Origin of the sequence: Variovorax sp. J2P1-31, from assembly GCF_030317215.1 — a bacterium.
GTDB lineage: Bacteria > Pseudomonadota > Gammaproteobacteria > Burkholderiales > Burkholderiaceae_C > Variovorax.
In genome coordinates, this window is record NZ_JASZYA010000002.1 from 492,724 (window position 1) to 516,398 (window position 23,675).

A 23,675-nucleotide genomic window follows, 5' to 3' on the forward strand; every position below is an offset into this window, starting at 1 on the left:
CGCGCCATTGCTGCAGTGCGGTAACGTTGTGTAACATTTTTACCAACGCCGATGATGACGATCACCAAACGCCGCGCGCTCGAAACCATGGCCCTTGCCCTCTGCGCCCCCGGCGCCTGGGCCCAGGGCAGCGCGCGCGCCGCCGCCGCGCCGTCGCCCGGCGGCTGGCCCAGCAAGCCGGTGCGGCTGCTGGTGGGCTTCCCGGCCGGGGCCTCGCCCGATCTCGCGGCGCGCGCCATCGCCGAGCCGCTGTCGCGGCTGCTGGGCCAGCCGGTGACGGTAGAGAACAAGCCCGGCGACAGCGGCAACATCGCGGCCAACCTGGTGGCCAAGGCGCAGGACGATCACACCATCGGCGCGCTGATCAACGGCAACCTCACGATCGCGCGGCTGCTCAATCCCAAGACGCCCTTCGATCCCGAGAAGGACTTCGCGCCGGTCAGCCTGGTCGGCACCGCGCCGCTGGTGCTGGCGGCGAGCGCGCAGGCGGTGGGCGCCAACCCGGTCGAGCTGCTGCTGTGGGCGCGCAACCTCAACGACAAGGGCCGCTACGGCACGCCCGGTGCCGGCACGGTCGGGCACCTGGGCATGGAGCTGATCAAGAGCCGCAGCGGCATCCTGGCCACGCACGTGCCCTTCAACGGCAACCCGCAGGTCATCGCCGCCATGCTGGCCGGCGAGATCCAGCTGGCGCTGCTGCCGCCGGGCCTGGTCAAGCCGCACATCCAGTCGGGCAAGCTCAAGGCCATCGGGGTCACGTCGGCGGCGCGCAGCCCGCTGTACGAGGAGCTGCCCACCTTGCGCGATGCCAACGTGCACGGTGCCGACCTGGAGATCTGGACCGCCATCGCCGCGCCCGCGGGCATGCCGGCCGCGGCGGTCGCGAAGCTCAATGCGGCGCTGTCGGAGGTGGTGCGCGCGCCCGAGGTGCAGCAGACCCTGCTCAAGGCCGGCTGGCAGGCGCAGTCCGGCACGCCCAAGGCGCTGAGCTACCGCATGCGCCAGGACACCTCGCTGCTCGGCGGCGTGATCCTGATGCGCGGCATCAAGACGGACGCCTAGCGCGACGCTGCGGAGCGGCGCCGGTGCTTGACCTGGTACATCGCGGCATCGGCCTGCTTGAGCGCATCGTTCACGTCGTGGGTCTTCGGGTCGACCGCGACCACGCCGACGCTGGCGCCGCCATAGGCAATGGTGCGTTCGCGCAGCACCACCTCGCCGGTGCTGGCCAGGCTCAGGCGCGACTCGAGCGCCTGCACCGCCGCCGCCGCCGCGGGGCCGGGCAGCGGGCCCGGGCCGACCACCACGAACTCGTCGCCGCCCAGGCGCGCCAGCGTGTCGCCCGCGCGCAGCGTGGCGTCGAGGCGGCGCGCGATGGCGCGCAGGAAGTCGTCGCCGCAGTCGTGGCCGTAGGTGTCGTTGATGGCCTTGAAATCGTCGAGGTCGACGAAGCCGACCAGCACGGTGCTCCCGCTGCGTGCGCCGCGGGCCAGCAGCTGGCCCAGCTCCTCGACCAGCATGCGGCGGTTGGGCAGGCCGGTCAGCGTATCGGTCAGCGTGCTGGTCACCAGCTGCGCGTTGGCGATCCTCAGCTGCGTGAGCAGGCGCTCGCGCTCCATGTGCTGGCCGATCAGGCGCGAGAACAGCTGCAGCACATGCTGCGCGTTGGGCGGCAGCGGCAGCTGGGCCGAACTCGCGGCGCACAGCGTGCCGTAGAGGTCGCCGTCGGCCCGCACCGGGGTGCTGACATAGGTGCGGATGCCCAGCTGGCGGGCCGCATCCGAGTCGCCCCAGCATCCGGCCACGTCGTCGGTGTAGGGCCGTCCCTCGTCGAGCGCGCGCTTGCACAGCGTGTCCTCCCAGGGCACCGACAGGCCCTCGGGAATCTGGAGCTGCCGGGTGTTGCGCGCGATCACGATCTGCTGCACCCCGGCCTGCAGGTCGATGGCGGTCAGGTAGGTCGATTCGCAGCCGGTGACGGCCTCGAGCATCTCGAGCATGGGGCGGGCCAGTTCTTCCAGCGTCTGGGCGGAAGAGACCGACTCGGAGAGCTGAACGATCAGAGAATCCATGGGCTATTGTGTCCTGTGTCCTCAATCCCCCACCGCGGTCCGCGGTGCGTCGGCGCCGGATCCATCATGTTTGCCCGGCAGCTTCCGGTTTGCATCGAGAATCACGCCCTGACAGCTCCCGCTTCGACGGAGCGCCAGAGGAAAGCGACTCTCATGAACTGGTCTTCTCACGATCCCCATGCAGACCCTGCGATGGCGTGGATCCCCGCTGCGGCGTGGCCGTCACGGAGCGCGTCATGCATGTGATGATCGCCAACAACTCGCCCATTCCGGTGTTCGCCTACGGCGGCACGGAGCGCGTGATCTGGGACCTGGGGCGCAAGCTGGTCGAGATGGGCCATCAGGTCACCTACCTGGTCCCCGAGGGTTCGCGCTGCGACTTCGCGCGGCTGCTGCCGATCCGTCCCGAGCGGCCCTGGCACGAACAGGTGCCCGACGACGTCGACCTGGTACATTTCCAGTTCGACCCGCGCCTGGGCTCCGACGATGCGCTGGGCAAGCCCTTCCTGTTCACCGAGCATGGCAACAGCCACCGGGCCCGGCCGCTGCCGCGCAACACCGTCTTCCTCACGCGCAACCATGCGTCCCGCTACGGCTCCAGCGAGTTCGTCTACAACGGCCTCGACTGGTCGGCCTACGGGCCGGTGGATTTCGAGCGGCCGCGCACCTACGCGCACTTTCTCGGCAAGGGCGCCTGGGGCGTCAAGAACCTCAAGGGCGCGATCCGCGTGGCCCGGTTGGCGGGCATCGAACTCGAGGTGCTGGGCGGCGAGCGCTTCAATTTCCGCCGCGGCATCCGCATGACCTTTTCGCGCCGCGTGCACTTCCACGGCATGGTGGGCGGCCAGCAGAAGTGCGAGCTGCTCAACGGTTCGCGCGGCATGGTGTTTCCGGTGCGCTGGCACGAGCCCTTCGGCCTCGCGGTGATCGAGAGCCTCTACTTCGGCTGCCCGGTGTTCTCCACGCCCTACGGCTCGCTGCCCGAACTGGTGCCGCAGGACTGCGGCGTGCTCGCGGCCGATGCGCCCACGCTGGCGGAGGCGCTGCAATCGTCGCGCTTCGATGCGCGCGCCTGCCATGCGCACGTGGTGCGGCATTTCAGCTCGGACGCCATGGCCCGTGGCTACCTGCGTTACTACGAGCGGGTGGTGGCGGGCGAGCTGCTCAATGCCTCGCCGCCGGTGATCCAGGGCGCGGCGCGGTCGCTGCCCTGGCGCGGCTAGGGCGGGAGAAGGGGCTAGACCCCGTCGGGCTGCTGTGTGCGGATCGAGGTGTGGTCGCGGCGCTCGTGGAGCTTGCCGACCACGGTATCGAGTGCACGCCGGGCCTTGGCTTCGGCGCCCCGGAAGGCTTCGTCCAGGCTCGAGGCCTGGTGCGTCACGGCCACCGGCGGCAGCGAGGTCACATGGGCCTCGATCACGCAGCGCTTGTCGTCGGCGCCGCCCTTGGCGCCGCTGTTCTCGTCGGAGAGATGGACTTCGATGCGGCGCACGTCGTTCGAGAAGCGGCCCAGCGTGCGGCGGATCTCGCCGTCGGCCCAGTTCTCCAGCGTTTCCTTGTTGTCCATGCCGTTGCCGGTGTTGATGTGGATTTCCATGCGGATGTGTGCTCCATGTTCGGCGCTGCACTCTGGCAGCGAGGCCGCTCGCCGCGCGTGAGCGCGCGGCGGCGGTTCGAAGTCACAGCATGGCGCCACCGGCGGCGCCGCGGCGTAGGCCAAGGGAGCCTCTTGCCGCCTGCGTCAGGGGAGGGTCAGAAGGCGGGGATCAGCGCACCGTTGAACTTGGTCTCGATGAACTGGCGCACCTCGGCCGACTGGTAGGCCGCGACCAGCTTCTTCGCCCACGGCGCGTCCTTGTCGGCACGGCGCACCGCGATCAGGTTGGCGTAGGGGCTCTTGGCCGATTCCTTGAGCACCGCATCCTTGTTGAAGGACAGGCCCGACTTCTCGGCGTAGTCGTTGTTGATCGATGCGATCGTCAGGTCGTCGAGCGAGCGCGGCAGCTGTGCGGCGTCGAGCGCCACCAGCTTGAGCTTCTTGGGATTCGTCACCACGTCCAGCGGCGTGGCGGTGTTGTTCTTCACGGCTTCGGGCTTGAGCGTGATCAGGCCGGCGGCCTGCAGCAGCAGCAGCGAGCGGTTGCCGTTGGAGGGGTCGTTCTGGATGCCGACCGAGGCGCCCTCGGGCAGCGCGTCGATGCTCTTGAGCTTGCGCGAGTAGAAGCCCAGCGGCGCGGTCACGGTCAGGCCGACCGGCACCAGGTCGAAGCCGCGCGACTTGGTCTGGTTGTCGAGGAAGGGCTGGTGCTGGAAGGCGTTGGCGTCCAGGTCGCCCGCCGACAGCGCGGCGTTGGGCAGCTGATAGTCGTTGAACACCACCACGTCGACGGTCAGGCCGTCGCGCGCGGCGACCTTCTTCACCACCTCGAAGATCTGCTCGGCGTTGCCGACCGAGATGCCGACCTTGATGCGGGACTTGTCCTGGGCATGCACCGGCGCACTGGCGGCGAAGGCGGCGGCGAGCACGGTGGCGGACAGGGCGGCGAGGGCGCCACGACGGCGAAGGGCGGAGAACAGCATGGCGACGAAAGGAATGAAGAGAAGAGGGGGCGACTGTGCCCGTGCCGCGCCCTTTCGTGAACGAACAAATCCTCATGTCTATATGCCCGCGCCCCGCGCGGCGGGCCTCGATCAGGCGCTGCGCGGCGGTGCGACCGGCGCATGCAGCGCCATCAGTTCGACGATCCAGTCGATGAACACGCGCAGCTTGGCGCTCACATGCCGGTTCGGCGGGAACGCGAGGTACAGCGGCATCGGATCGAGCTGCCAGTCGGTGAACAGCGGCACCAGTTCGCCGCGCGCCGCATGCGGGCGGGCCATGTAGTCGGGCAGCCAGAGGATGCCCAGGCCGGCCAGGCCGGCTTCGAGGTAGGCATTGCCGTCGTCGAACGCGAACGCATGGCGGCCCTGCACTTCGAGGCGTTCGCCGGCGCGCTGCATCGCATACGAAAGGGCCTTGCCGGTGCGGGCCCACCGGAAGCCCACGATGCGATGGTGCGTGTCTTCCAGCGCCTGCGGGCGCGTGGGCGTGCCCTCGCGTTCGAGGTAGCCCGGCGCCGCGTAGACGCCGAGTTGGAGGTCGCCCACGCGGCGCGCGATCAGCGAAACATCGGTGATCTCGCCGCCGCGCACCACGCAGTCGACGTTCTCGCCGATCAGGTCGACCGGGCGGTCGCTCACGCCCATGTCGAGCTGGATGTCGGGGTAGCGCGCATGGAAGGCGGGCAGGGCGGGCACCAGGATGATCCGGGCCAGCGGGCTCGGCACGTCCACGCGCAGCCGGCCGCGGGGCGCGGCCACGGCGCTGGACAGGCTGGTCTCGGCATCGTCCATGTCGGCCAGCAGCCGCACCACGCGCTCGTAGTAGGCCGCGCCGTCGGCCGTGACGTTGACCTTGCGCGTGGTGCGGTGGAGCAGCTTCACGCGCAGCCGCGCCTCGAGCTGCTGCACCAGCTGCGTCACGGTGGTCTTGCTCAGGTGCAGCGTGGCGGCGGCCTGGGTGAAGCTGCGCGTTTCCACCACCCGGGCGAAGGCCTGCATCGCGTCAATACGGTCCATCGTCGAGTCCGCGCCTTCCGGGATTGTTTGGGTTCTGCAAACAGTGACTGTCGATCCGGCCTGTTTATCCGCACGGCGCGCGTCCCTAAAGTCCCTTCATCGTCATCTTCGACGCATTCACCCAAGGCCTTCCATGACCACTCGCGACGTCGTCTTCCCGCCCGGGCGCCAGGCGCTCTACGAAAAGAACCGGTACTCACCGGCGATCCGTTCCAACGGCTTCCTCTTCGTCTCGGGCCAGGTCGGCAGCCGCCCCGACGGCTCGCCCGAACCCGAACTCGCAGCGCAGGTGCGGCGCGCCTTCGACAACCTGAACGCGGTGCTGGCCGCAGCCGGCTGCAGCTTCGACGACGTGGTCGACGTCACGGTCTTCGTGGTCGACCCCGAGGCGAACTTCGAGACCATCTGGAAGATCGTGCCCGAGTACTGGGGCGAGGCGCCGCACCCCACGCTGACCGGCGTGGGCGTGACCTGGCTCTACGGCTTCCAGTTCGAGATCAAGGTGATCGCGAAGCTGCCCGAAACGGCCCGGGCGGACTGAGCTGGCGCGGGGCGTACCGCGGAGGCGGACAATCCCCGCATGCCCCACGCCGTTTCCCTGCTGCGCGCCGAGCGCCTCGCGGGCAGTACCAAACCCTTTCTTTCGCGCGGCGGCTTCAAGCGCGAGCGCTGCGCCGGCTGCCGGCTGCTGCCCAGCCACTGCCTCTGCGCGCTGCGCCCGTCGATGGACACGCGCGCCGGCGTGTGCCTGCTGATGTCGTACATCGAGCCGCTCAAGCCCACCAACACCGGCTGGCTGATCGCCGACGTGGTGGCCGACACTTTCGCCTTCGGCTGGGCCCGCACCGAGGTCGATCCCGCGCTGCTGGCGCTGCTGGCCGATCCCCGGTGGCAGCCCTATGTGGTGTTCCCGGGCCAGTACGCGGCGCCCGAGCGCGTGGTGCAGCGCGTGGCGCCGGCGGAAGGCGAGGGCGGCAGGCGACCGCTGTTCATCCTGCTCGACGGCACCTGGTCCGAGGCGCGCAAGATGTTCAGCCGCAGCCCGTACCTGAATGCGCTGCCGGTGCTGAGCGTCGAGCCCGACCAGGCCACGCAGTACCGGCTGCGCCGCTCCGGTCGCGACGACCACCTCTGCACCAGCGAGGTGGCCGCGCTGTGCATGGACCTGATCGGCGAGCATGCGCTGGCGCGGACCCTGGATGCCTACCTGGCGCTGTTCACCGAGCACTACCTGCTGGCGAAGAACCAGCAGCCCGTGGTCCGGGACAGCCCCGCGCACCAGCGACTTAAAGCCCTCCGCGCGGCGTGCGAAACGCACATTGCGGCCCGGACCGGCCCGCCTTATACGGAATCCGAATAAGCAGATCGCGATTCAGTCGTTCCATCCGGTGTGGTTCATTTGCCATACTCGCGTCCTTTTCCTCTGTCCGATGGCCGCGTGGCCCCCGGCGATTCCGTCGCGATGACCCTTTCTTCGACCGATGCGGCACAGGCGCCGCCCCTGAAACCTCCGGTGATCCGTCTCCAGGGCGTGCAGAAATCCTTTGCCCTGCCCAGCGGCGAGGTGTTCGACGCCGTGCGCGCGCTCACGCTCGACATTCCCGAGGGCGAGATCTTCGGCCTGATCGGCAAGAGCGGCGCCGGCAAGTCCACCTTGCTGCGGCTGATCAACCTGCTCGAGCGGCCCGATGCCGGCCAGGTGCTGGTGGGCGGGCGCGACCTCACGACGCTCTCGCGCCGCGAGCTGCGCGACACGCGCCAGAACCTCGGCATGATCTTCCAGCAGTTCAACCTGCTGCAGAACGCGAGCGTGTTCGACAACGTCGCCTTCCCGCTCAAGATCCATGGCCGCCATTCGCGCGCCGAGATCGACGCCCGGGTGCGCGAATGCCTCGCGCTGGTCGGCCTGTCCGAGAAGATCGACACCTACCCCGCGCAACTCTCCGGCGGCCAGAAGCAGCGCGTGGCCATCGCCCGCGCGCTGGCCCCGCGCCCGCAGGTGCTGCTGTGCGACGAGCCCACCTCGGCGCTCGACAGCGAGACCACGCGCTCGCTGCTCGAGACGCTGCGCGACATCAACGCCAAGATCGGCGTGACCATCGTGATCGTCACGCACGAACTCTCGGTGGTCGAGGTGCTGTGCCGCCGTGTCGCCATCCTCGAGAAGGGCCAGCTGATCGAGCAGTTCGCGGTCGACGAAGCGCCGCAGGCCGAGCGCCTGACCGCGCTGGGCCGCGAGATCGATGCCCTGGTGCGCCGTCGCGAACGCGATGCGCGCGAAGCCGCCAACACCCCCCTGTCGGCTGCCGCCGCGCCCCGAGGACTCGCCCATGCCTGAGAACATTGCCGCCATCCTGCCCGAGCTCTGGCTCGCCGCGGGCCAGACCTTCCTGATGCTGGGCATCGGCCTCACGGCCGCGGTGCTGATCGGTGGGCCGCTGGGCATCCTGCTGTTCCTGCTGGGCCCGGGCCAGTCGCTGGACAACAAGCCGGCCTTCCTGATCCTGAACTGGATCGTGAACACCGTGCGTTCCTTCCCCTTCATCATCCTGCTGGTCGCGCTGGTGCCCTTCACGCGGATCATCGCGGGCACCTCCATCGGCCCGCTCGCGGCCGCGGTGCCGCTGTCGGTGGCGGCCATCCCGTATTTCGCACGCCTGGTCGACCAGTGCCTGCGCGAGGTGCCGCGCGGCGTGATCGAAGCCGCCCATGCGATGGGCGCCTCGGAACTGCAGATCGTCTGGCGCGTGCTGGTGGTCGAGGCCCGCTCGGGCCTGGTGCTGGCGCTCACCGTGCTGTCGGTCAGCTTCCTCTCCTACTCGGCCATCGCCGGCGTGGTGGGCGGCGGCGGCATCGGCGACCTGGCGATCCGCTACGGCTACTACCGCTTCCAGACCGACGTGATGGTCTTCACCGTGGTGCTGCTGGTGGTGTTGGTGCAGATCCTGCAATTCGTGGGCAACACCGCCGCCCGCCGCCTCGACAAACGCTAGGACTTGGCCCACCCCCGAAGCGGCGCACTGCGTGTCGCCGCCTCCCCCTCAAGAGGGCGCACTCGGCGGCCTGGCGAAGCCAGTTCCGCGAGTGCCCTGGCTCAAGTACCGCTTTCTTTTTTTGTTCCCTGATCTCTCTCCGACATGAAAACCTCTGCCCTGCGCCGCTCCTTCCTCGCCCTGTCCATCGCGGCCCTCGCCTTCGGTGGCCTCACGCTCGACGCCCAGGCGCAAGCCGCCAAGAAGAACCTGGTGATCGGCGGCACCGCCGGTTCGAACATCGACCAGCTGAAGCTGGGCATCGTGCCGATCCTCGAGAAGAAGGGCTACACGGTGAAGCTGGTCGAGTTCAACGACTACGTGCAACCCAACCTGGCGCTGGCCCAGGGCTCGCTCGACGCCAATTTCTTCCAGCACCTGGTCTACCTGAAGAAGTTCGCGGCCGACCAGAAGCTCGACATCGTCGAACTGGTGCAGGGCCCGATCGCGCCGCTGGGCGTGTATTCCAAGAACCGCAAGAGCCTGAGCGAAGCCAAGGACGGCGACCGCGTCACGCTGCCGAACGACCCGAGCAACCTGGCGCGCGCGCTGGTGCTGCTGGAGCAGAACAAGCTGGTCACGCTCAAGACCGGCATCGATCCGCTGCGCGCGTCGGAAAAAGACATCGACCAAAACCCGCGCAAGCTCAAGTTCATCCCGCTCGAAGCCGCCCAGCTGCCGCGTTCGATCGGCGACACCGAGTACGCCATCATCAACGGCAACTTCGCGATCTCGTCGGGCCTGAAGCTCACCGAAGCCGTGGCGCTCGAGAAGACCCCCGACCATTACCTGAACGTGGTGGCCGTCAAGCGTGCCGACAAGGACACGGCCTGGGCCAAGGACATCGCCGACGCCTACCGCTCGAAGGAATACAAGGCCGTGGTCGACAGCAAGTTCCAGGGCTACGCCAAGCCCAGCTTCCTGCAGTAAGGCGGCAAGCCATGGCCGCGCTGGTCTGCTTCGACGCCGAGGGCCGCTGGCAGGACACGCTGGTGTGCGACCACCTGATCGGCCGCTCGCTGGCGCAGGCCGGCGTGGCCTGGGGCCGCTGGCCGGTGCGCGAGGTCGACGGCAGCGATGCCGCCGCCGTGCGCGCGGCCTATGGTGAGGAGATCGCGGCGCTGCCGGGCCGTTTCGAGGTGCGCAGTGCCGACCGCGTGCGCGTGGCGCCCGGGCAGCCGGGCTGGCCCGCGCTGCGCGCGCAGTTCCTCACCGAGCACACGCACGCCGACGCGGAGATCCGCTTCTTCCTCGAAGGCGCGGGCCTGTTCTATGTGCGCAGCGGCAAGGGCTACGCGGGCCTGCTGTGCGAGGCCGGCGACTGGGTCGCGTTGCCGGCCGGCACCACCCATGCCTTCGATGCCGGCGCCGAGCCGGACTTCGATGCGCTGCGGCTGTTCGCCGACCCGCAGGGCTGGGTCGCGCAGCCCACGGGCCACGTGCTGCCCGCGGCTCTGCCGCTGTTCGACGACTTCGTCGAGCGCCTGCTCGAGATGACCGGACACGAAGCCGAAGTCGACTGACGCCGGGCGCCGACGGCGCCCAAAGACGTTTCACGCATAAGCAAGCAACGATTCAGTCGTTCCTTGTAGGGTCGTGCTTGCCTAGAGTCGAACTCTTCGCCGCGGGGCCCTGGGCCGGCGGCACTTCACAGAAGAGTGGCTCGCATGACCGTCATCACCCCCACCGATACCGAGAACGCCGCGGCGCAGGCTGTCGCCGCACCGCAGGACTTCGAGGTCCGCCCCTTCGACGCGCCCGTGGGCGCCGAGGTGGTCGGCCTCGACATCTCCCGGCCGATCAACGCCGCCGACTTCGCGCGGCTGCATCGCGCGCACCTCGACCACCACGTGGTGGTGTTCCGCGACCAGCGCGTGTCGCCCGAGGACCATGTGGCCTTCAGCCGCCGCTTCGGGCCGTTGCAGATCCACGTGCTGCACCAGTTCCAGCTCCAGGGCCATCCCGAGGTGCTGATCGTCTCCAACATCAAGGAGAACGGCGAGCCCATCGGCCTGGGCGATGCCGGCGTCTACTGGCACTCGGACCTGTCGTACAAGGAAACGCCCAGCCTGGGTTCGCTGCTGCATGCGCAGGAGCTGCCCAGCGAGGGCGGCGACACGCTGTTCGCCGACCAGCACCTGGCCTGGGAGACGCTGCCGCCCGCACTGCAGCAGCGCATCCTGCCGCTCAAGGCCGAGCACAGTTATCTCGCGAAGTACGAGGAGCTGCGCGCCAAGAACCCGTGGCGGCCCAAGCTCTCGCAGCAGCAGATCGATCAGGTCGCACCGGCCGTGCACCCGATCGTGCGCACCCATCCCGAGACCGGCCGCAAGGCGCTGTTCGTGAGCGAGCATTTCACGACCCGCATCGTCGGCCTGCCGCAGGACGAGAGCGACGCGCTGCTGGCCGAACTGTTCGCGCACAGCGTGCAACCGGCCTTCGTCTATCGCCATGAATGGAAGCCGCACGACCTGGTGTTCTGGGACAACCGCTCGCTGATGCACCTGGCGGCGGGCACGCCGGACCACCTTCGGCGCAAGCTGTTCCGGACCACGATCGAAGGCGACCGGGTGTTTTGACCCACCCCGGGCATTGACCCACCCCCGAAGCGCCTGCGGCGCTTCCCCCTCAAGGGGGGACACCAGCGGCCTGGCAAAGCCAGTTCCGCGGTGTCTCCCGTGAAGACCGTCCCTCCTCTTCCTTCCAAGGTTTAGTTCCATGCATCCGATCCTCCGCAAGACCGCCACCACCATCGCCGGCCTGGGCCTCGTTCTTTCCAGCCTTGCGGCCCATGCCGAAGGGCAGATCCGCATCGCCGAGCAGTTCGGCATCGTCTACCTGCTGCTCAACGTGGCGCAGGACCAGAAGCTGATCGAGAAGCATGCCAAGGCCGCGGGCATCGATGCCAAGGTCGAGTGGGTCAAGCTCTCGGGCGGCTCGGCGGTCAACGATGCGCTGCTGTCGGGCAACATCGAGATCGCGGGCGCGGGCGTGGGGCCGCTGCTGACCATCTGGGACCGGACCAAGGGCCGGCAGAACGTCAAGGGCGTGGCCTCGCTGGGCAACTTTCCCTACTACCTGGTGACCAACAACCCCAACGTGAAGACGATCGCCGACTTCACCGACAAGGACCGCATCGCGGTGCCGGCCGTGGGCGTGTCGGTGCAGTCGCGCGTGCTGCAGCTGGCCTCGGCCAAGTTGTGGGGCGACAAGGAGTTCGCCAAGCTCGACAAGATCAGCGTGGCGGTGCCGCATCCCGACGCGGCCGCGGCCATCATCAAGGGCGGCACCGAGATCACCGGCCACTTCGGCAACCCGCCCTTCCAGGAGCAGGAACTGGCCGGCAATCCGCAGGCGCGCATCGTGCTCAATTCCTACCAGGTGCTGGGCGGCCCGGCCTCGGCCACGGTGCTCTATGCGACCGAGAAATTCCGCGCCGAGAGCCCCAAGACCTACCAGGCCTTCGTCGAGGCCCTGAGCGAGGCGGCGCAGTTCGTCACCGCCAACCCCGAGAAGGCGGCCGACATCTACATCAAGGTCAGCAACGCCAAGATCGACCGCGAGCTGCTGCTCAAGATCATCAAGAACCCCGAAGTGCAGTTCAAGACCACGCCGCAGAACACCTACGCGCTGGCCGAGTTCATGCACCGCGTGGGCGCGATCAAGAACAAGCCGGCCTCGGTGAAGGACTACTTCTTCGACGACGCGCAGAACGCGGCGGGGAACTGATGCGGGCGGCCGAGGGCGTGGACGCCTTGCCGCTCTGGGGCAAGGCCGGGCTGGCCGAGGGCGCTCGCACGGCCATGGCGCATGAAGCGGATCGACGGCCGTCGGCCCCCACCCCGGCCCTCCCCCAGGGGGGGAGGGAGACAGACACGGCGGCGCTGCTCCAGGTCGATGGCGTGAGCCTCGAATACCGCACGCCCGAGCGCGTGGTGCGCGCCACGCACCGCGTGAGCTTCGACGTGCATGCGGCCGACCGCTTCGTGCTGCTGGGCCCTTCGGGCTGCGGCAAGTCGACGCTGCTCAAGGCGGTGGCCGGCTTCATCGCGCCGGTCGAAGGCGAGATCCGGCTCGAGGGCCGGCGCGTGCACACACCGGGCCCGGACCGCATCGTGGTGTTCCAGGAGTTCGATCAGCTGCCGCCGTGGAAGACGGTGAAGCAGAACGTGATGTTCCCGCTGCTGGCCTCGAAGACGCTGGGCCGCAAGGAAGCGGCCGAGCGCGCGCTGCATTACCTGGCCAAGGTCGGCCTCGACCGATTCGCCGACGTGCATCCGCACCAGCTCTCGGGCGGCATGAAGCAGCGCGTGGCCATCGCGCGCGCGCTGGCCATGCAGCCGCGCGTGCTGCTGATGGACGAGCCCTTCGCCGCGCTCGATGCGCTCACGCGCCGCAAGATGCAGGAAGAGCTGCTCGAGCTCTGGGACGAGGTGCGCTTCACGCTGCTGTTCGTCACCCATTCGATCGAAGAGGCGCTGGTGGTGGGCAACCGCATCGCGCTGCTGTCGCCGCATCCGGGCCGCATGCGCGCCGAGATCAACAGCCATGCCTTCGGCCAGCACAGCCTGGGCGGCGCCGAGTTCCAGGCCACGGCCACGCGCATCCACGACATGCTGTTCGAGGAAGAACACGCATGACTGCGTTTTCTCTCCCTCCCCCGCCGGGGGAGGGCGGGGGTGGGGGCTGGCAGCCTGTCCACCGCCGCTTGCCCCAACCCAGCCTTCCCCCGGAGGGGGAAGGAGCGAGAACCCATGAGCACCCTCACACCGCCCATCCGCCCCGAATACGAACGCCCGCTGCAACCCTTCACCGAGCTGCCTGTCGAGCGCGCGCTCCCGCTTTCGACGCGCATCTGGTCGCAGGCCTGGCTGCGCAAGGCCCTGATCCTGCTCGCCATCGCGCTGCTGTGGGAGCTCGCCGCGCGCTGGCAGGACAACGACCTGCTGCTGCCCACCTTCAGCGCCACCGCGCGCGCGCTGGTCGAGGGCCTGGCCAGCGGCGAGCTGGTCGAGAAGGTGCGCATCTCGCTGGCCGTGCTGCTGCAGGGCTACGTGGCGGGCGTGCTGCTGGCCTTCGGCCTCACCACGCTGGCCGTGTCGACGCAGGTCGGCCGCGACCTGCTGGACACGCTGACCTCGATGTTCAACCCGCTGCCCGCGATCGCACTGCTGCCGCTGGCCCTGCTGTGGTTCGGCCTCGGCCGCGGCAGCCTGGTCTTCGTGCTGATCCATTCGGTGATGTGGCCGCTGGCGCTCAACACCTATGCGGGCTTCCAGGGCGTGCCCGAGACGCTGCGCATGGCCGGGCGCAACTACGGCCTCACGGGACTGCGCTACGTGCTGCAGATCCTGGTGCCGGCCGCGCTGCCCGCGATCCTGTCGGGGCTGAAGATCGGCTGGGCCTTTGCCTGGCGCACGCTGATCGCGGCCGAGCTGGTGTTCGGCGCGTCCTCGGGCAAGGGCGGCCTGGGCTGGTACATCTTCCAGAACCGCAACGAGCTCTACACCGACCGCGTGTTCGCCGGCCTGGCGATGGTGGTGCTGATCGGCCTGCTGGTGGAAAGCCTGGGCTTCGCCACCCTGGAGCGGCTCACTGTGCGACGCTGGGGTCAGCAGCGCTAGCGCTCAGTGCAAAACCCGCGGGCCGGCGCGCGGCGGGCGCCACCGCATCGGCGCCGAGCGCCGCATCCACCACCTCGCGCGTCAGCGTGGGGGCGAAGGCCTCGATGAAGGCGTAAACGTAGCCGCGCAGGTAGTTGCCGCGGCGCACCGCCAGCTTGGTGAGGTTGATGCCGAACAGGTGGCCGGCGTCGATGGCCCGCAACTGCGTGTCGCGCTCGGCCTCGTAGGCGATGCCCGCGACGATGCCCACGCCCATGCCCAGCTGCACATAGGTCTTGATCACGTCGGCGTCCATCGCGGTCAGCACGATCGAGGGGTCCACGCCGCTGTCGGTGAAGGCGTCGTCGATGCGCGTGCGGCCGGTGAAGCCGGTGTCGTAGGTGATCAGCGGGTGCTGCGCGAGCCGCTCCAGCGTGAGCGGTTCGTCGAGCAGCGGATGGCCGGGCGGCACCACCACCGAGTGGGTCCAGCGGTAGCAGGGCAGGGCGACGAGCTGCGGGTAGTCGCCCAGCGCCTCGGTCGCCACGCCCACATCGGCTTCGCCTTCGAGCAGCATCTGCGCGATCTGCTTGGGCGAGCCCTGGTGCAGGTGCAGCTTGACCTGCGGGAACAGCGCGCGGAATTCCTGCACCGCCACCGGCATCGCATAGCGCGCCTGCGAGTGGGTCGCGGCCACCGACAGCATGCCGTCCTGGCGCGCGGCGAACTCCTGGCCGGCCTGGCGCAGGTTGCTGCTCTCCAGCAGCACGCGTTCGATGATCGGCAGCACATGGCCGCCGGGCTCGGTCAGCCCCGTCAGGCGCTTGCCCGCGCGCACGAACAGCTCGATGCCGAGTTCATCCTCGAGCTCGCGGATCTGCCGGCTCACGCCGGGTTGAGAGGTATGGAGCGTGTGCGCGGCTTCGGTCAGGTTGAAGCCGCAACGAACGGCCTCGCGCACCGAGCGCAGCTGTTGGAAATTCATGGCAGGAAACTTCGCGGCATAAGGCGCCGTGGATGGCGCAGGCCGCGATTTTCCGGCGCATGCCGCCAACAAGGAACGACCGTTTCGTTGGTTCCAAATGAGCCAATCGTCTATGAGCGCAGCGAAGGACCTGCTGCGCGACGCGCTCAGCGACGCGCGCCCGAGACGGCCCGCACCAGGCGCTCGAGCCCGCCGCGGCCGGTGGCGGCGCGGCCGACCAGCGCGCTGCCCAGCGTGCCGGCCACGGTGCGGCCGATGAAGGAGCGGCCGCGGCTCGCGGCCAGCAGCAGCAACAGGCCGGCACCGAGCACCACCCAGTGCTCGCCGGGCAGGTCGTCACGACGGTCGTCCGCGACGCGGGCCTTGTGGATGAAGTTCTTGGCGTCCAAGGGGCGCTCCTTTTTGTCGGTGGAAGAGGAACTGCGTTGATAAAGCGGCGCGCGATCGCGCCGTGTAGGCCAGGCCCCTCGATGCGCGGCGCATCGCATCGCAGGCCGCGAAGGCCAAGCCCTACACACAGGGTGGGGCAGGGCCGACCCGATGGGCGCGGCACGCGCTCGACAGTGGGCTTTCGCAATGCCCGCGGCGCTCGACGCCCAGGCCCTCCAACCTTCACCATCCAAAGGAGCCCCTCATGGCCAACGACAGAGACCTCATGCCAGCGACCGACCTGAACCGCGATCCGATCACCGGCACGCCCGGCGCGCATCCCGTGGGAACGGGCCTGGGGACCACGGGGGGCGCACTGGCCGGTGCCGCGGCGGGCGCCCTGGCCGGACCGGTGGGGGCCGTGGTCGGCCTGGTGGCCGGCGGCGTGGCGGGCGGCCTGGGCGGCAAGGCCGTCGCGGAAGCCGTCAACCCCAGCGCGGAAGACGCACACTGGCGCGACGCCTACAACCGCGAGGCTTACTACGAGACGGGTCGCCCTTACGACGACTACCGGCCGGCCTATGAACTGGGCTGGTCGAGCCGGGCCGCGCGCAACGAATCCTTCGACACGCTCGAGCCCGCGTTCGCAACCGAATGGGAACGGCTGCGCGGCAGCTCCAGCCTCGACTGGGAGCGCGCCCGCCCTGCCACGCGCGCAGCCTGGGACCGCGTCGACCGTGACTACTTCAGCGCCGGCGAGAACCGTGCGGTCTCGACCACGGGTGACGGCCTGGCCGACGACGAGGTGGTGGACGTGCTCAACGACCTGCTGGAGAACTCGCGCGATGGCGAATACGGATTCCTCGCCTGCGCCGAGGAAGTGGAAAGCGCGCACCTGCAGCAGCTGTTCGGCGAGCGCGTGGCGAGCTGCCGGGTCGCGGCCAACGAACTGATGCACCTCGTGACGCAATACGGCGGCATCCCGGCCGAAGGCGGCACGGCCAGCGGCGCCATGCACCGCGGCTGGGTGCATGTGAAGGGCGCGGTCGGCGCCAACAGCGAGAAGTCGATCCTCGAGGAATGCGAGCGCGGCGAGGACGCGGCCCTCGCGCGCTACCGCAAGGCGCTCAAGCAGACGCTGCCGGCCGCGGTGCGCACCGTGATCGAGCGCCAGGCAGAGGGCGCGCAGCGCAACCACGACCAGATCCGCGACCTGCGCGACGCGGCCCGCGCTGCCGCCTGAACCGCCGCGGGCGGACACGCGCAGACAGACAGCCGCCTTCGGGCGGCTTTTTTTCGGGCCCGCGGCATGGCACGCTCCGATACCGCCCTTGTCTTACACGCCGGCGCCGGCCGCTGATCCATCTTGAAGCCCCTCACGATCGCCACTGGAACCGCCATGGACACCTCCGAATCCCCCGCGCGCACGGTGCCGCGCCATGCGCTCTCGCTGAGCGTCAACGGCCGGCCGCACACGCTGGAGGTCGAAACCTGGGTCACGCTGCTCGACCTGCTGCGCGATCGGCTCGCGCTCACGGGCACCAAGAAGGGCTGCGACCACGGCCAGTGCGGTGCCTGCACCGTGCTGGTCGACGGCCGCCGCATCAACGCCTGCCTCACGCTGGCCGTGATGCAGCAGGGCCGCGAGGTCACCACGGTCGAGGGCCTGGCCGACGGCGATGCCCTGCATCCGCTGCAGCAGGCCTTCATCGCGCACGATGCCTTCCAGTGCGGCTACTGCACGCCCGGCCAGCTGTGTTCGGCCGTGGGCCTGATGAACGAAGGCCATGCCCAAACGGCCGACGAGGTGCGCGAACTCATGAGCGGCAACGTGTGCCGCTGCGGCGCCTATCCGCAGATCGTGCAGGCCGTCGGCGAGGTGATGGGCCTGGCGGCGCCTGCGGATGCGCAGCGCCGCATCGTGATCGGGACGGTGCCCGCATGACGCCCGTCGCCTATGAGCGGGCCGGCGACGTCCAGGCCGCGCTCGCTGCGCTCTCGGCCGCGGACGACGGTGCCCGCTGCATCGCCGGCGGCACCAACCTGATCGACCTGATGAAGGAGAACATCGCGCGGCCCGCGCGCCTGGTCGACATCAACGGCCTGCCCTTCGACCGCATCGAGACCACCGAAGACGGCGGCCTGCGCCTCGGGGCGCTGGCGCGCAACGCCGACACCGCCTACCACCCGCTGGTGCGCGAACACTGTCCGCTGCTGGGCGCGGCGATCCTGGCCGGCGCTTCGCCGCAGATCCGCAACATGGCGAGCAACGGCGGCAACCTGCTGCAGCGCACGCGCTGCCATTACTTCTACGACGTGGGCGTGCCCTGCAACAAGCGCGAGCCGGGCTCGGGCTGCCCGGCCATCGGCGGCCTCACGCGACAGCACGCGATCCTGGGCGCCAGCGACCATTGCATCGCCACGCACCCGTCGGACATGTGCGTGGCGCTGGCTGCGCTGGACGCCACCGTGCAGGTGCGTTCGCAGCGCGGGGAGCGCAGCATCGCCTTCGCCGACTTCCACCGGCTGCCCGGAGACCGGCCGTCGCAGGACCACACGCTCGCGCCGGACGAACTCATCACCCACATCGTGCTGCCGCCCGCGGCCGCCTTCCGCGCGCATTCGGCCTACCTCAAGCTGCGCGACCGGGCGTCGTATGCCTTCGCGCTGGTGTCGGTGGCGGCCGCGCTCGACCTGGCCGAGGACGGCACGGTGCGCGCGGTGCGCGTGGCGCTCGGCGGGGTGGCGCACAAGCCCTGGCGCCTGCCCGAGGCCGAGTCGCTGCTGGTCGGCGCGCGGCCCACGGCCGAACACTTCGCGCTGGTCGCCGATGCGCTGCTGCGCAGCGCGCAGGGGCAGGGCGACAACGACTTCAAGATCCCGCTGGCCCGCCGCGCCATCGTGCGCGCGCTCGAGACCGCCGCGGCCGGCACCGTCGACAACCAGGGCCGCGTGCCCGAAGGAGCGCTCCAGTGACCGATCTCATCGACGCGCTCGCCGTGCCCCGCGCCGACGCCGGCACCGGCCATGTGCGGGTGGGCGACCCGGTCTCCCGCATCGACGGCCGTGCCAAGGTCACGGGCCAGGCGCGCTATGCGGCCGAGGTGCAGGTCGACGACCCGGCGTCTCCCTTGGTGTATGGCGTGGTGGTCAACAGCACCGTCGCGCGGGGCCGCATCACCGGCTTCGCGCTCGACGCGGCCCTGGCCGTGCCCGGCGTGCTGGACATCCTCACGCACGCCAACAAGCCCAAGACGCGCAGCGCCGGCCTGTTCTACAAGGACATGACCGCCCCCGGCGGCACGCCCTTCAAGCCGCTGCACGATGCGCGGATCGCCTACAGCGGCCAGCCGGTCGCGCTGGTGGTGGCCGAGACCTTCGAGGCGGCGCGCCATGCGGCTTCGCTGGTGCGGGTCGACTACGCGGTCGAGCCGCACGACACGCGCCTGCTGGCCAACCTGCACCGCGGCCGCAAGCCCAGCCGGCTCAAGGCCGGCTACGCGCCGCCGCCCGCGGAGAAGGGCGACGCGCGCGCGGCCTTCGACGCGGCGCCGGTCAGGATCGAGGCCGAGTACCACAGCGGCGTCGAGCACCACAACCCGATGGAGCTGTTCGCCTCGACCGTGATCCGCGGCGCCGACGGCCACCTCACGATCTACGACAAGACGCAGAGCTCGCAGAACAGCCGCTGGTACGTGTCGCGTGTGTTCGGCCTGTCGAAGGACCGGGTCACGGTGCGCAACCCCTATGTCGGCGGCGCCTTCGGTTCCGGCCTGCGGCCGCAGTACCAGCTGCCGCTCGCGGTGATGGCGGCGCTGAAGCTCGAGCGCTCGGTGCGCGTGGTGCTCACGCGCCAGCAGATGTTCAGCTTCGGCCACCGGCCCGAGACGCAGCAGCGCATCGGGCTCGCGGCCGAGCACGACGGCACGCTGCGCGCGATCCGGCACCACGCGGTGGCCGAGACCTCGCGCTTCGAGGACTATGTGGAGGTGGTGGTGAACTGGTCGGGCCAGCTCTACCGCTGCGACAACATCCGGCTCGGCTACCAGGTGGTGTCGCTCGACCAGTACAGCCCGATGGACATGCGCGCGCCCGGCGCCGCGCACGGCGTGCATGCGCTCGAGGTCGCGATGGACGAGCTCTCCTATGCGCTGGACATGGACCCGCTCGCCCTGCGGCTGAAGAACTATGCCGAGCGCAACCCGATGGACGACCTGCCCTACTCGACCAAGGAGCTGCGCGCCTGCTACCTGCAGGGCGCCGAGCGCTTCGGCTGGGCCGCGCGCCCGCTCGCGCCGCGTTCGATGAAGCAGGGCAGCGAGTGGGTCGGCTGGGGCATGGCCACCGGCACCTGGGACGCGATGCAGATGTTCGCGCGCGCCAGCGCGGTGCTGCATGCCGACGGCCGGCTGGTGGTGAGCAGCGCCGCCACCGACATCGGCACCGGCACCTACACCGTGATGGCGCAGATCGCGGCCGCGGCCATGGGCCTGCCGCTGGAGCAGGTCAGTTTCCAGCTGGGCGATTCGACCCTGCCGGTGGCGCCGATCGAAGGCGGCTCCTCGCACGTCACCACCGTCGGCTCGGCGGTCGAGGGCGTGTGCGAGAAGTTGCAGCGCCGGCTGTTCGGGATGGCGCGCGCCATGCCCGGCACCGCGCTGCGCAAGGTCGCCTTCGAGGAGATGGAATTCGTCGACGGCACCCTGCGCCGGGCGGTCGATCCCTCGGGCGCGATCCGGCTGGTCGACGTGCTGGCCCATGCACGCGCGGCGCGCATCGAGGAGAAGTACCTGATGCTGCCGCACGTGTTCAAGCAGAGGAAGTACCAGCGCGCCACCCATTCGGCGGTGTTCTGCGAGGTGCGGGTGGACGAACTCCTGGGCACGGTGCGCGTGACGCGCGTGGTGAGCGCCGTCGCGGCCGGCCGCATCATCAACGCCAAGACCGCGCGCAGCCAGGTCAGCGGCGCGGTGGTGTGGGGCATCAGCCAGGCGCTGCACGAGGAGACGCTGACCGACCACCGCCTCGGCCGCTTCATGAACCACAACCTGAGCGAATACCACGTGGCGGTGAACGCCGACATCCACGACATCGACGTGATCTTCGTGCAGGAGGACGACCGCATCGTGAGCCGGCTGGGCGCCAAGGGCGTGGGCGAGATCGGCATCGTGGGCGTCGCGGCCGCGGTGTGCAACGCGATCTTCCACGCCACCGGCCGGCGCGTGCGCAGCACGCCGATGACGCCCGACAAGGTGATGGCGCCGTGAGCGTGCCCGGGGATCGCCGGCCCGATGCCTTCGTGCGGGTGCGCGGCGCGCGCGAGCACAACCTGAAGGACGTCGACGTCGACATCCCGCGCGATGCGCTGGTGGTGTTCAGCGGCGTGTCGGGCTCGGGCAAGTCCTCGCTGGCCTTCGGCACGCTCTATGCCGAGGCCCAGCGGCGCTACTTCGAATCGGTGGCGCCCTATGCGCGGCGGCTGATCGACCAGGTCGGCGTGCCCGACGTCGACGCCATCGACGGCCTGCCGCCCGCGGTGGCGCTGCAGCAGCAGCGCGGCACGCCGAGCACGCGCTCGTCGGTGGGCAGCGTGACCACGCTGTCCAGCCTGCTGCGCATGCTGTACTCGCGCGCCGGCCACTATCCCGCGAAGCAGCCGATGCTGTTCGCCGAGGACTTCTCGCCCAACACCGCGCAGGGCGCCTGCCCGACCTGCCACGGCCTGGGCCATGTCTACGAGGTGACCGAGCGCAGCATGGTGCCCGACGACACGCTCACGATCCGCGAGCGCGCCATCGCGGCCTGGCCGCCGGCCTGGGGCGGGCAGAACCAGCGCGACATCCTGGTCACGCTGGGCTACGACATCGACACGCCCTGGCGCGATCTGCCTCGCAAGGACCGTGACTGGATCCTGTTCACCGACGAGCAACCCACGGTGCCGGTCTACGCCGGCTTCACGCCCGCCGAGACCCGCGCCGCGCTGCGCCGCAAGGCCGAGCCCAGCTACCAGGGCACCTTCATGGGCGTGCGCAAGTACGTGCTGCACACCTTCGCGACCACGCAGAGCGCGCTGATGAAGAAGCGCGTGGCGCGCTTCATGGCCGGCAGCGTCTGCCCGGCCTGCGAGGGCAAGCGGCTCAAGCGCGAGGCGCTGGGCGTGACCTTCGCCGGGCTCGACATCGGTGCGCTGGCGCGGCTGCCGCTCGACCGCCTGGCCGAGGTGCTGGCGCCGGCCGCGGCCGGCACGCAGCGCGCCGAGGGCGAGACCAGGGTGCGCAGCCGCGCCGCCTCGCGCCAGGACACGGCGCGCCGCGTGGCGGCCGGCGGCGCGACGCATGCGGCCTCGCCCGACGTGCGGCGCACGCCCGAGCTGTCGGAAGAGAAGCGCATCGCCGCCCAGCGCATCGCGCAGGCGGTGCTGGACCGCGTCGAGACGCTGCGTGGGCTGGGCCTGGGCTATCTGTCGCTGGAGCGCAGCACGCCCACGCTGTCGCCCGGCGAGCTGCAGCGGCTGCGGCTGGCCACGCAGATCCGCTCCAACCTGTTCGGCGTGGTCTACGTGCTCGACGAGCCCTCGGCCGGCCTGCATCCGGCCGATGCCGAGGCGCTGCTGTCGGCGCTGGGCGCGCTGCGGCGCGCGGGCAACTCGCTGTTCGTGGTCGAGCACGACCTCGAGGTGATGCGGCGCGCCGACTGGATCGTCGACGTCGGCCCCGATGCTGGCGAGCAGGGCGGGCAGGTGCTCTACAGCGGTCCGCCCGCGGGCCTGCGCGAGGTGGCCGCGTCGCACACCGCGCGCTACCTGTTCGGCGATGGCCATGCCATCGCGCGCCGGCCCGCGCGCGCGCCGAGCGGCTGGCTGCGGCTCGAGGGCGTGGTGCGCAACAACCTCGCGGGCATCGACGCGGCCTTTCCGCTGGGCGTGCTCACGGCCGTGACCGGCGTCTCGGGCTCGGGTAAGTCCAGCCTGGTGAGCCAGGCGCTGATCGAGCTGCTGTCGGCGCATCTGGGCCACGAAGCGCCGGTGGCCGACGAGGAGGATGCGGGCGATGGCATGCCCGCACCCGCCGCCGCCGCGACCGCGGGCCGGCTGGCCGGCGACACGGACCGCATCCGCCGGCTGGTGCAGGTCGACCAGAAGCCGATCGGGCGCACGCCGCGGTCCAACCTCGCGACCTACACGGGCCTGTTCGATGCGGTGCGCAAACTGTTCGCCGCCACGCCGGCCGCGCGCAAGCGCCGTTACGACGCCGGGCGCTTTTCCTTCAACGTGGCCAAGGGTCGCTGCGCCACCTGCGAGGGCGAGGGCTTCGTCAGCGTCGAGCTGCTGTTCATGCCCAGCGTCTATGCGCCGTGCCCGACCTGCCACGGCGCGCGCTACAACGAGGCCACGCTGCAGGTGCGCTGGAACGATCGCCACATCGCCGAGGTGCTGGCCATGACGGTGGACCAGGCCTGCGCCTTCTTCGCCGACGAGCCCGCGGTGCTGCGCCCGCTCGACCTGCTGCGCCGCATCGGCCTGGGCTACCTGCGGCTGGGCCAGCCCGCGACCGAACTCTCGGGCGGCGAGGCGCAGCGCATCAAGCTCGCGACCGAGCTGCAGCGCGCGCAGCGCGGCGACACGCTCTATGTGCTCGACGAGCCCACCACCGGCCTGCACCCGGCCGACGTCGACAAGCTGATGGCGCAGCTCGAAGGCCTGGCCGATGCGGGCAACACGGTGGTGGTGGTCGAGCACGAGATGCGGGTGGTGGCCGGCGCCGACTGGGTGATCGACCTGGGCCCGGGCGCGGGCGGCGAGGGCGGCCGCATCGTGGCCTGCGGGCCGCCGGCCGAGGTGGCACGCAGCCCGGGCAGCCGCACCGCGCCCTACCTGGCGCGTGCGCTGGGCGGGGTGTCCCGCGGGCAGCCCGAAACAAAAGATCGTGAGGGTGCATCCAAAGTGCGTTCTCGCGGGTAGTACCGGCATGCCGCGCCGCCGACGCCGAAGAAAAAC

At 70.1% G+C, this 23,675-nt stretch carries 23 protein-coding genes; 17 read left to right on the top strand and 6 right to left on the bottom strand.

Features of this window, described 5'->3' with window-relative positions:
• Positions 1 to 54 precede the first annotated feature (54 nt).
• Positions 55 to 1,062, top strand: a complete 1,008-nt coding sequence (locus tag QTI20_RS13405) for a Bug family tripartite tricarboxylate transporter substrate binding protein (protein ID WP_286551536.1) — start codon at positions 55 to 57, stop codon at positions 1,060 to 1,062.
• Here QTI20_RS13405 and QTI20_RS13410 read toward each other — a convergent pair.
• The gene (locus tag QTI20_RS13410) at positions 1,059 to 2,072 is read right to left on the bottom strand and encodes a sensor domain-containing diguanylate cyclase (protein WP_286551539.1); all 1,014 of its coding nucleotides are present in this window, start codon (positions 2,070 to 2,072) and stop codon (positions 1,059 to 1,061) included. The genes QTI20_RS13405 and QTI20_RS13410 overlap by 4 nt on opposite strands.
• A 236-nt stretch (positions 2,073 to 2,308) precedes the next feature.
• Between QTI20_RS13410 and QTI20_RS13415 the strand changes: the two genes are divergently transcribed.
• Complete coding sequence (locus tag QTI20_RS13415) at positions 2,309 to 3,295, top strand: glycosyltransferase (RefSeq protein WP_286551540.1); 987 nt, start codon at positions 2,309 to 2,311, stop codon at positions 3,293 to 3,295.
• Positions 3,296 to 3,309: 14 nt separating this feature from the next.
• Here the strand turns inward: QTI20_RS13415 and QTI20_RS13420 are convergent, their stop codons facing one another.
• From QTI20_RS13420 to QTI20_RS13430, 3 genes are all read right to left on the bottom strand, one after another.
• Positions 3,310 to 3,669, bottom strand: coding sequence for an HPF/RaiA family ribosome-associated protein (locus tag QTI20_RS13420; protein WP_286551542.1), 360 nt, complete (start codon positions 3,667 to 3,669; stop codon positions 3,310 to 3,312).
• Between the two features lie 155 nt (positions 3,670 to 3,824).
• Positions 3,825 to 4,652 (bottom strand): MetQ/NlpA family ABC transporter substrate-binding protein, encoded by an 828-nt coding sequence (locus tag QTI20_RS13425; RefSeq protein ID WP_286551543.1) that lies wholly within the window; start codon positions 4,650 to 4,652, stop codon positions 3,825 to 3,827.
• A gap of 111 nt (positions 4,653 to 4,763) precedes the next feature.
• Entirely contained in the window at positions 4,764 to 5,690 is a 927-nt protein-coding gene (locus QTI20_RS13430; protein ID WP_286551544.1) for a LysR family transcriptional regulator, read from the bottom strand.
• 133 nt (positions 5,691 to 5,823) lie between these two features.
• Here QTI20_RS13430 and QTI20_RS13435 point away from each other — a divergent pair, with 133 nt between their 5' ends.
• The 10 genes from QTI20_RS13435 (at position 5,824) to QTI20_RS13480 (ending at position 14,346) form a co-directional block, all read left to right on the top strand.
• Positions 5,824 to 6,231: a Rid family hydrolase gene (locus QTI20_RS13435; protein WP_286551545.1), complete on the top strand. Its 408-nt coding sequence runs from the start codon at positions 5,824 to 5,826 to the stop codon at positions 6,229 to 6,231.
• Between the two features lie 39 nt (positions 6,232 to 6,270).
• Positions 6,271 to 7,050 (top strand): tRNA-uridine aminocarboxypropyltransferase, encoded by a 780-nt coding sequence (locus QTI20_RS13440; protein ID WP_286551547.1) that lies wholly within the window; start codon positions 6,271 to 6,273, stop codon positions 7,048 to 7,050.
• A 102-nt stretch (positions 7,051 to 7,152) separates the two neighbouring features.
• Entirely contained in the window at positions 7,153 to 8,028 is an 876-nt protein-coding gene (locus QTI20_RS13445) for a methionine ABC transporter ATP-binding protein (protein ID WP_219212806.1), read from the top strand.
• On the top strand, positions 8,021 to 8,683 hold the full coding sequence (locus tag QTI20_RS13450) for a methionine ABC transporter permease (protein WP_183026147.1): 663 nt from the start codon (positions 8,021 to 8,023) through the stop codon (positions 8,681 to 8,683). Before QTI20_RS13445 ends, QTI20_RS13450 begins: the two co-directional genes overlap by 8 nt.
• A 144-nt stretch (positions 8,684 to 8,827) precedes the next feature.
• Positions 8,828 to 9,652 carry a MetQ/NlpA family ABC transporter substrate-binding protein gene (locus QTI20_RS13455; RefSeq protein ID WP_286551550.1) on the top strand — a complete coding sequence of 275 codons (825 nt, stop codon included), beginning with the start codon at positions 8,828 to 8,830 and terminating at the stop codon, positions 9,650 to 9,652.
• Positions 9,653 to 9,663: 11 nt separating this feature from the next.
• Complete coding sequence (locus QTI20_RS13460) at positions 9,664 to 10,245, top strand: hypothetical protein (protein WP_286551551.1); 582 nt, start codon at positions 9,664 to 9,666, stop codon at positions 10,243 to 10,245.
• A 144-nt stretch (positions 10,246 to 10,389) separates the two neighbouring features.
• Entirely contained in the window at positions 10,390 to 11,301 is a 912-nt protein-coding gene (locus QTI20_RS13465) for a TauD/TfdA dioxygenase family protein (RefSeq protein WP_286551552.1), read from the top strand.
• Between the two features lie 139 nt (positions 11,302 to 11,440).
• A complete protein-coding gene (locus QTI20_RS13470; RefSeq protein WP_286551554.1) occupies positions 11,441 to 12,451 on the top strand; it encodes an ABC transporter substrate-binding protein in 1,011 nt (336 codons plus the stop codon).
• The gene (locus QTI20_RS13475; RefSeq protein WP_503011397.1) at positions 12,451 to 13,362 is read left to right on the top strand and encodes an ABC transporter ATP-binding protein; all 912 of its coding nucleotides are present in this window, start codon (positions 12,451 to 12,453) and stop codon (positions 13,360 to 13,362) included. Before QTI20_RS13470 ends, QTI20_RS13475 begins: the two co-directional genes overlap by 1 nt.
• A gap of 114 nt (positions 13,363 to 13,476) precedes the next feature.
• Positions 13,477 to 14,346, top strand: coding sequence for an ABC transporter permease (locus QTI20_RS13480; protein WP_286551556.1), 870 nt, complete (start codon positions 13,477 to 13,479; stop codon positions 14,344 to 14,346).
• Here QTI20_RS13480 and QTI20_RS13485 read toward each other — a convergent pair.
• Positions 14,315 to 15,310: a CysB family HTH-type transcriptional regulator gene (locus QTI20_RS13485; protein WP_219212791.1), complete on the bottom strand. Its 996-nt coding sequence runs from the start codon at positions 15,308 to 15,310 to the stop codon at positions 14,315 to 14,317. The genes QTI20_RS13480 and QTI20_RS13485 overlap by 32 nt on opposite strands.
• Before the next feature lie 146 nt (positions 15,311 to 15,456).
• Positions 15,457 to 15,699, bottom strand: coding sequence for a hypothetical protein (locus tag QTI20_RS13490; RefSeq protein WP_286551557.1), 243 nt, complete (start codon positions 15,697 to 15,699; stop codon positions 15,457 to 15,459).
• A 245-nt stretch (positions 15,700 to 15,944) separates the two neighbouring features.
• Between QTI20_RS13490 and QTI20_RS13495 the strand changes: the two genes are divergently transcribed.
• The 5 genes from QTI20_RS13495 (at position 15,945) to QTI20_RS13515 (ending at position 23,639) form a co-directional block, all read left to right on the top strand.
• Positions 15,945 to 16,922, top strand: coding sequence for a ferritin-like domain-containing protein (locus tag QTI20_RS13495; protein ID WP_286551558.1), 978 nt, complete (start codon positions 15,945 to 15,947; stop codon positions 16,920 to 16,922).
• A gap of 156 nt (positions 16,923 to 17,078) precedes the next feature.
• On the top strand, positions 17,079 to 17,624 hold the full coding sequence (locus QTI20_RS13500; RefSeq protein WP_286551559.1) for a (2Fe-2S)-binding protein: 546 nt from the start codon (positions 17,079 to 17,081) through the stop codon (positions 17,622 to 17,624).
• Positions 17,621 to 18,655 carry an FAD binding domain-containing protein gene (locus tag QTI20_RS13505; RefSeq protein ID WP_286551560.1) on the top strand — a complete coding sequence of 345 codons (1,035 nt, stop codon included), beginning with the start codon at positions 17,621 to 17,623 and terminating at the stop codon, positions 18,653 to 18,655. Before QTI20_RS13500 ends, QTI20_RS13505 begins: the two co-directional genes overlap by 4 nt.
• On the top strand, positions 18,652 to 20,946 hold the full coding sequence (locus QTI20_RS13510; protein WP_286551562.1) for a xanthine dehydrogenase family protein molybdopterin-binding subunit: 2,295 nt from the start codon (positions 18,652 to 18,654) through the stop codon (positions 20,944 to 20,946). The genes QTI20_RS13505 and QTI20_RS13510 overlap by 4 nt, the downstream gene beginning before the upstream one ends.
• Positions 20,943 to 23,639, top strand: a complete 2,697-nt coding sequence (locus QTI20_RS13515; RefSeq protein ID WP_286551564.1) for an excinuclease ABC subunit UvrA — start codon at positions 20,943 to 20,945, stop codon at positions 23,637 to 23,639. The genes QTI20_RS13510 and QTI20_RS13515 overlap by 4 nt, the downstream gene beginning before the upstream one ends.
• Positions 23,640 to 23,675 lie beyond the last annotated feature (36 nt).

Coding starts and splice junctions, on each gene's coding strand:
- QTI20_RS13405 (WP_286551536.1), top strand. CDS start 55: ATGACGATCACCAAACGCCGCGCGCTCGAAACCATGGCCCTTGCCCTC.
- QTI20_RS13410 (WP_286551539.1), bottom strand. CDS start 2,072: ATGGATTCTCTGATCGTTCAGCTCTCCGAGTCGGTCTCTTCCGCCCAG.
- QTI20_RS13415 (WP_286551540.1), top strand. CDS start 2,309: ATGCATGTGATGATCGCCAACAACTCGCCCATTCCGGTGTTCGCCTAC.
- QTI20_RS13420 (WP_286551542.1), bottom strand. CDS start 3,669: ATGGAAATCCACATCAACACCGGCAACGGCATGGACAACAAGGAAACG.
- QTI20_RS13425 (WP_286551543.1), bottom strand. CDS start 4,652: ATGCTGTTCTCCGCCCTTCGCCGTCGTGGCGCCCTCGCCGCCCTGTCC.
- QTI20_RS13430 (WP_286551544.1), bottom strand. CDS start 5,690: ATGGACCGTATTGACGCGATGCAGGCCTTCGCCCGGGTGGTGGAAACG.
- QTI20_RS13435 (WP_286551545.1), top strand. CDS start 5,824: ATGACCACTCGCGACGTCGTCTTCCCGCCCGGGCGCCAGGCGCTCTAC.
- QTI20_RS13440 (WP_286551547.1), top strand. CDS start 6,271: ATGCCCCACGCCGTTTCCCTGCTGCGCGCCGAGCGCCTCGCGGGCAGT.
- QTI20_RS13445 (WP_219212806.1), top strand. CDS start 7,153: ATGACCCTTTCTTCGACCGATGCGGCACAGGCGCCGCCCCTGAAACCT.
- QTI20_RS13450 (WP_183026147.1), top strand. CDS start 8,021: ATGCCTGAGAACATTGCCGCCATCCTGCCCGAGCTCTGGCTCGCCGCG.
- QTI20_RS13455 (WP_286551550.1), top strand. CDS start 8,828: ATGAAAACCTCTGCCCTGCGCCGCTCCTTCCTCGCCCTGTCCATCGCG.
- QTI20_RS13460 (WP_286551551.1), top strand. CDS start 9,664: ATGGCCGCGCTGGTCTGCTTCGACGCCGAGGGCCGCTGGCAGGACACG.
- QTI20_RS13465 (WP_286551552.1), top strand. CDS start 10,390: ATGACCGTCATCACCCCCACCGATACCGAGAACGCCGCGGCGCAGGCT.
- QTI20_RS13470 (WP_286551554.1), top strand. CDS start 11,441: ATGCATCCGATCCTCCGCAAGACCGCCACCACCATCGCCGGCCTGGGC.
- QTI20_RS13475 (WP_503011397.1), top strand. CDS start 12,451: ATGCGGGCGGCCGAGGGCGTGGACGCCTTGCCGCTCTGGGGCAAGGCC.
- QTI20_RS13480 (WP_286551556.1), top strand. CDS start 13,477: ATGAGCACCCTCACACCGCCCATCCGCCCCGAATACGAACGCCCGCTG.
- QTI20_RS13485 (WP_219212791.1), bottom strand. CDS start 15,310: ATGAATTTCCAACAGCTGCGCTCGGTGCGCGAGGCCGTTCGTTGCGGC.
- QTI20_RS13495 (WP_286551558.1), top strand. CDS start 15,945: ATGGCCAACGACAGAGACCTCATGCCAGCGACCGACCTGAACCGCGAT.
- QTI20_RS13500 (WP_286551559.1), top strand. CDS start 17,079: ATGGACACCTCCGAATCCCCCGCGCGCACGGTGCCGCGCCATGCGCTC.
- QTI20_RS13505 (WP_286551560.1), top strand. CDS start 17,621: ATGACGCCCGTCGCCTATGAGCGGGCCGGCGACGTCCAGGCCGCGCTC.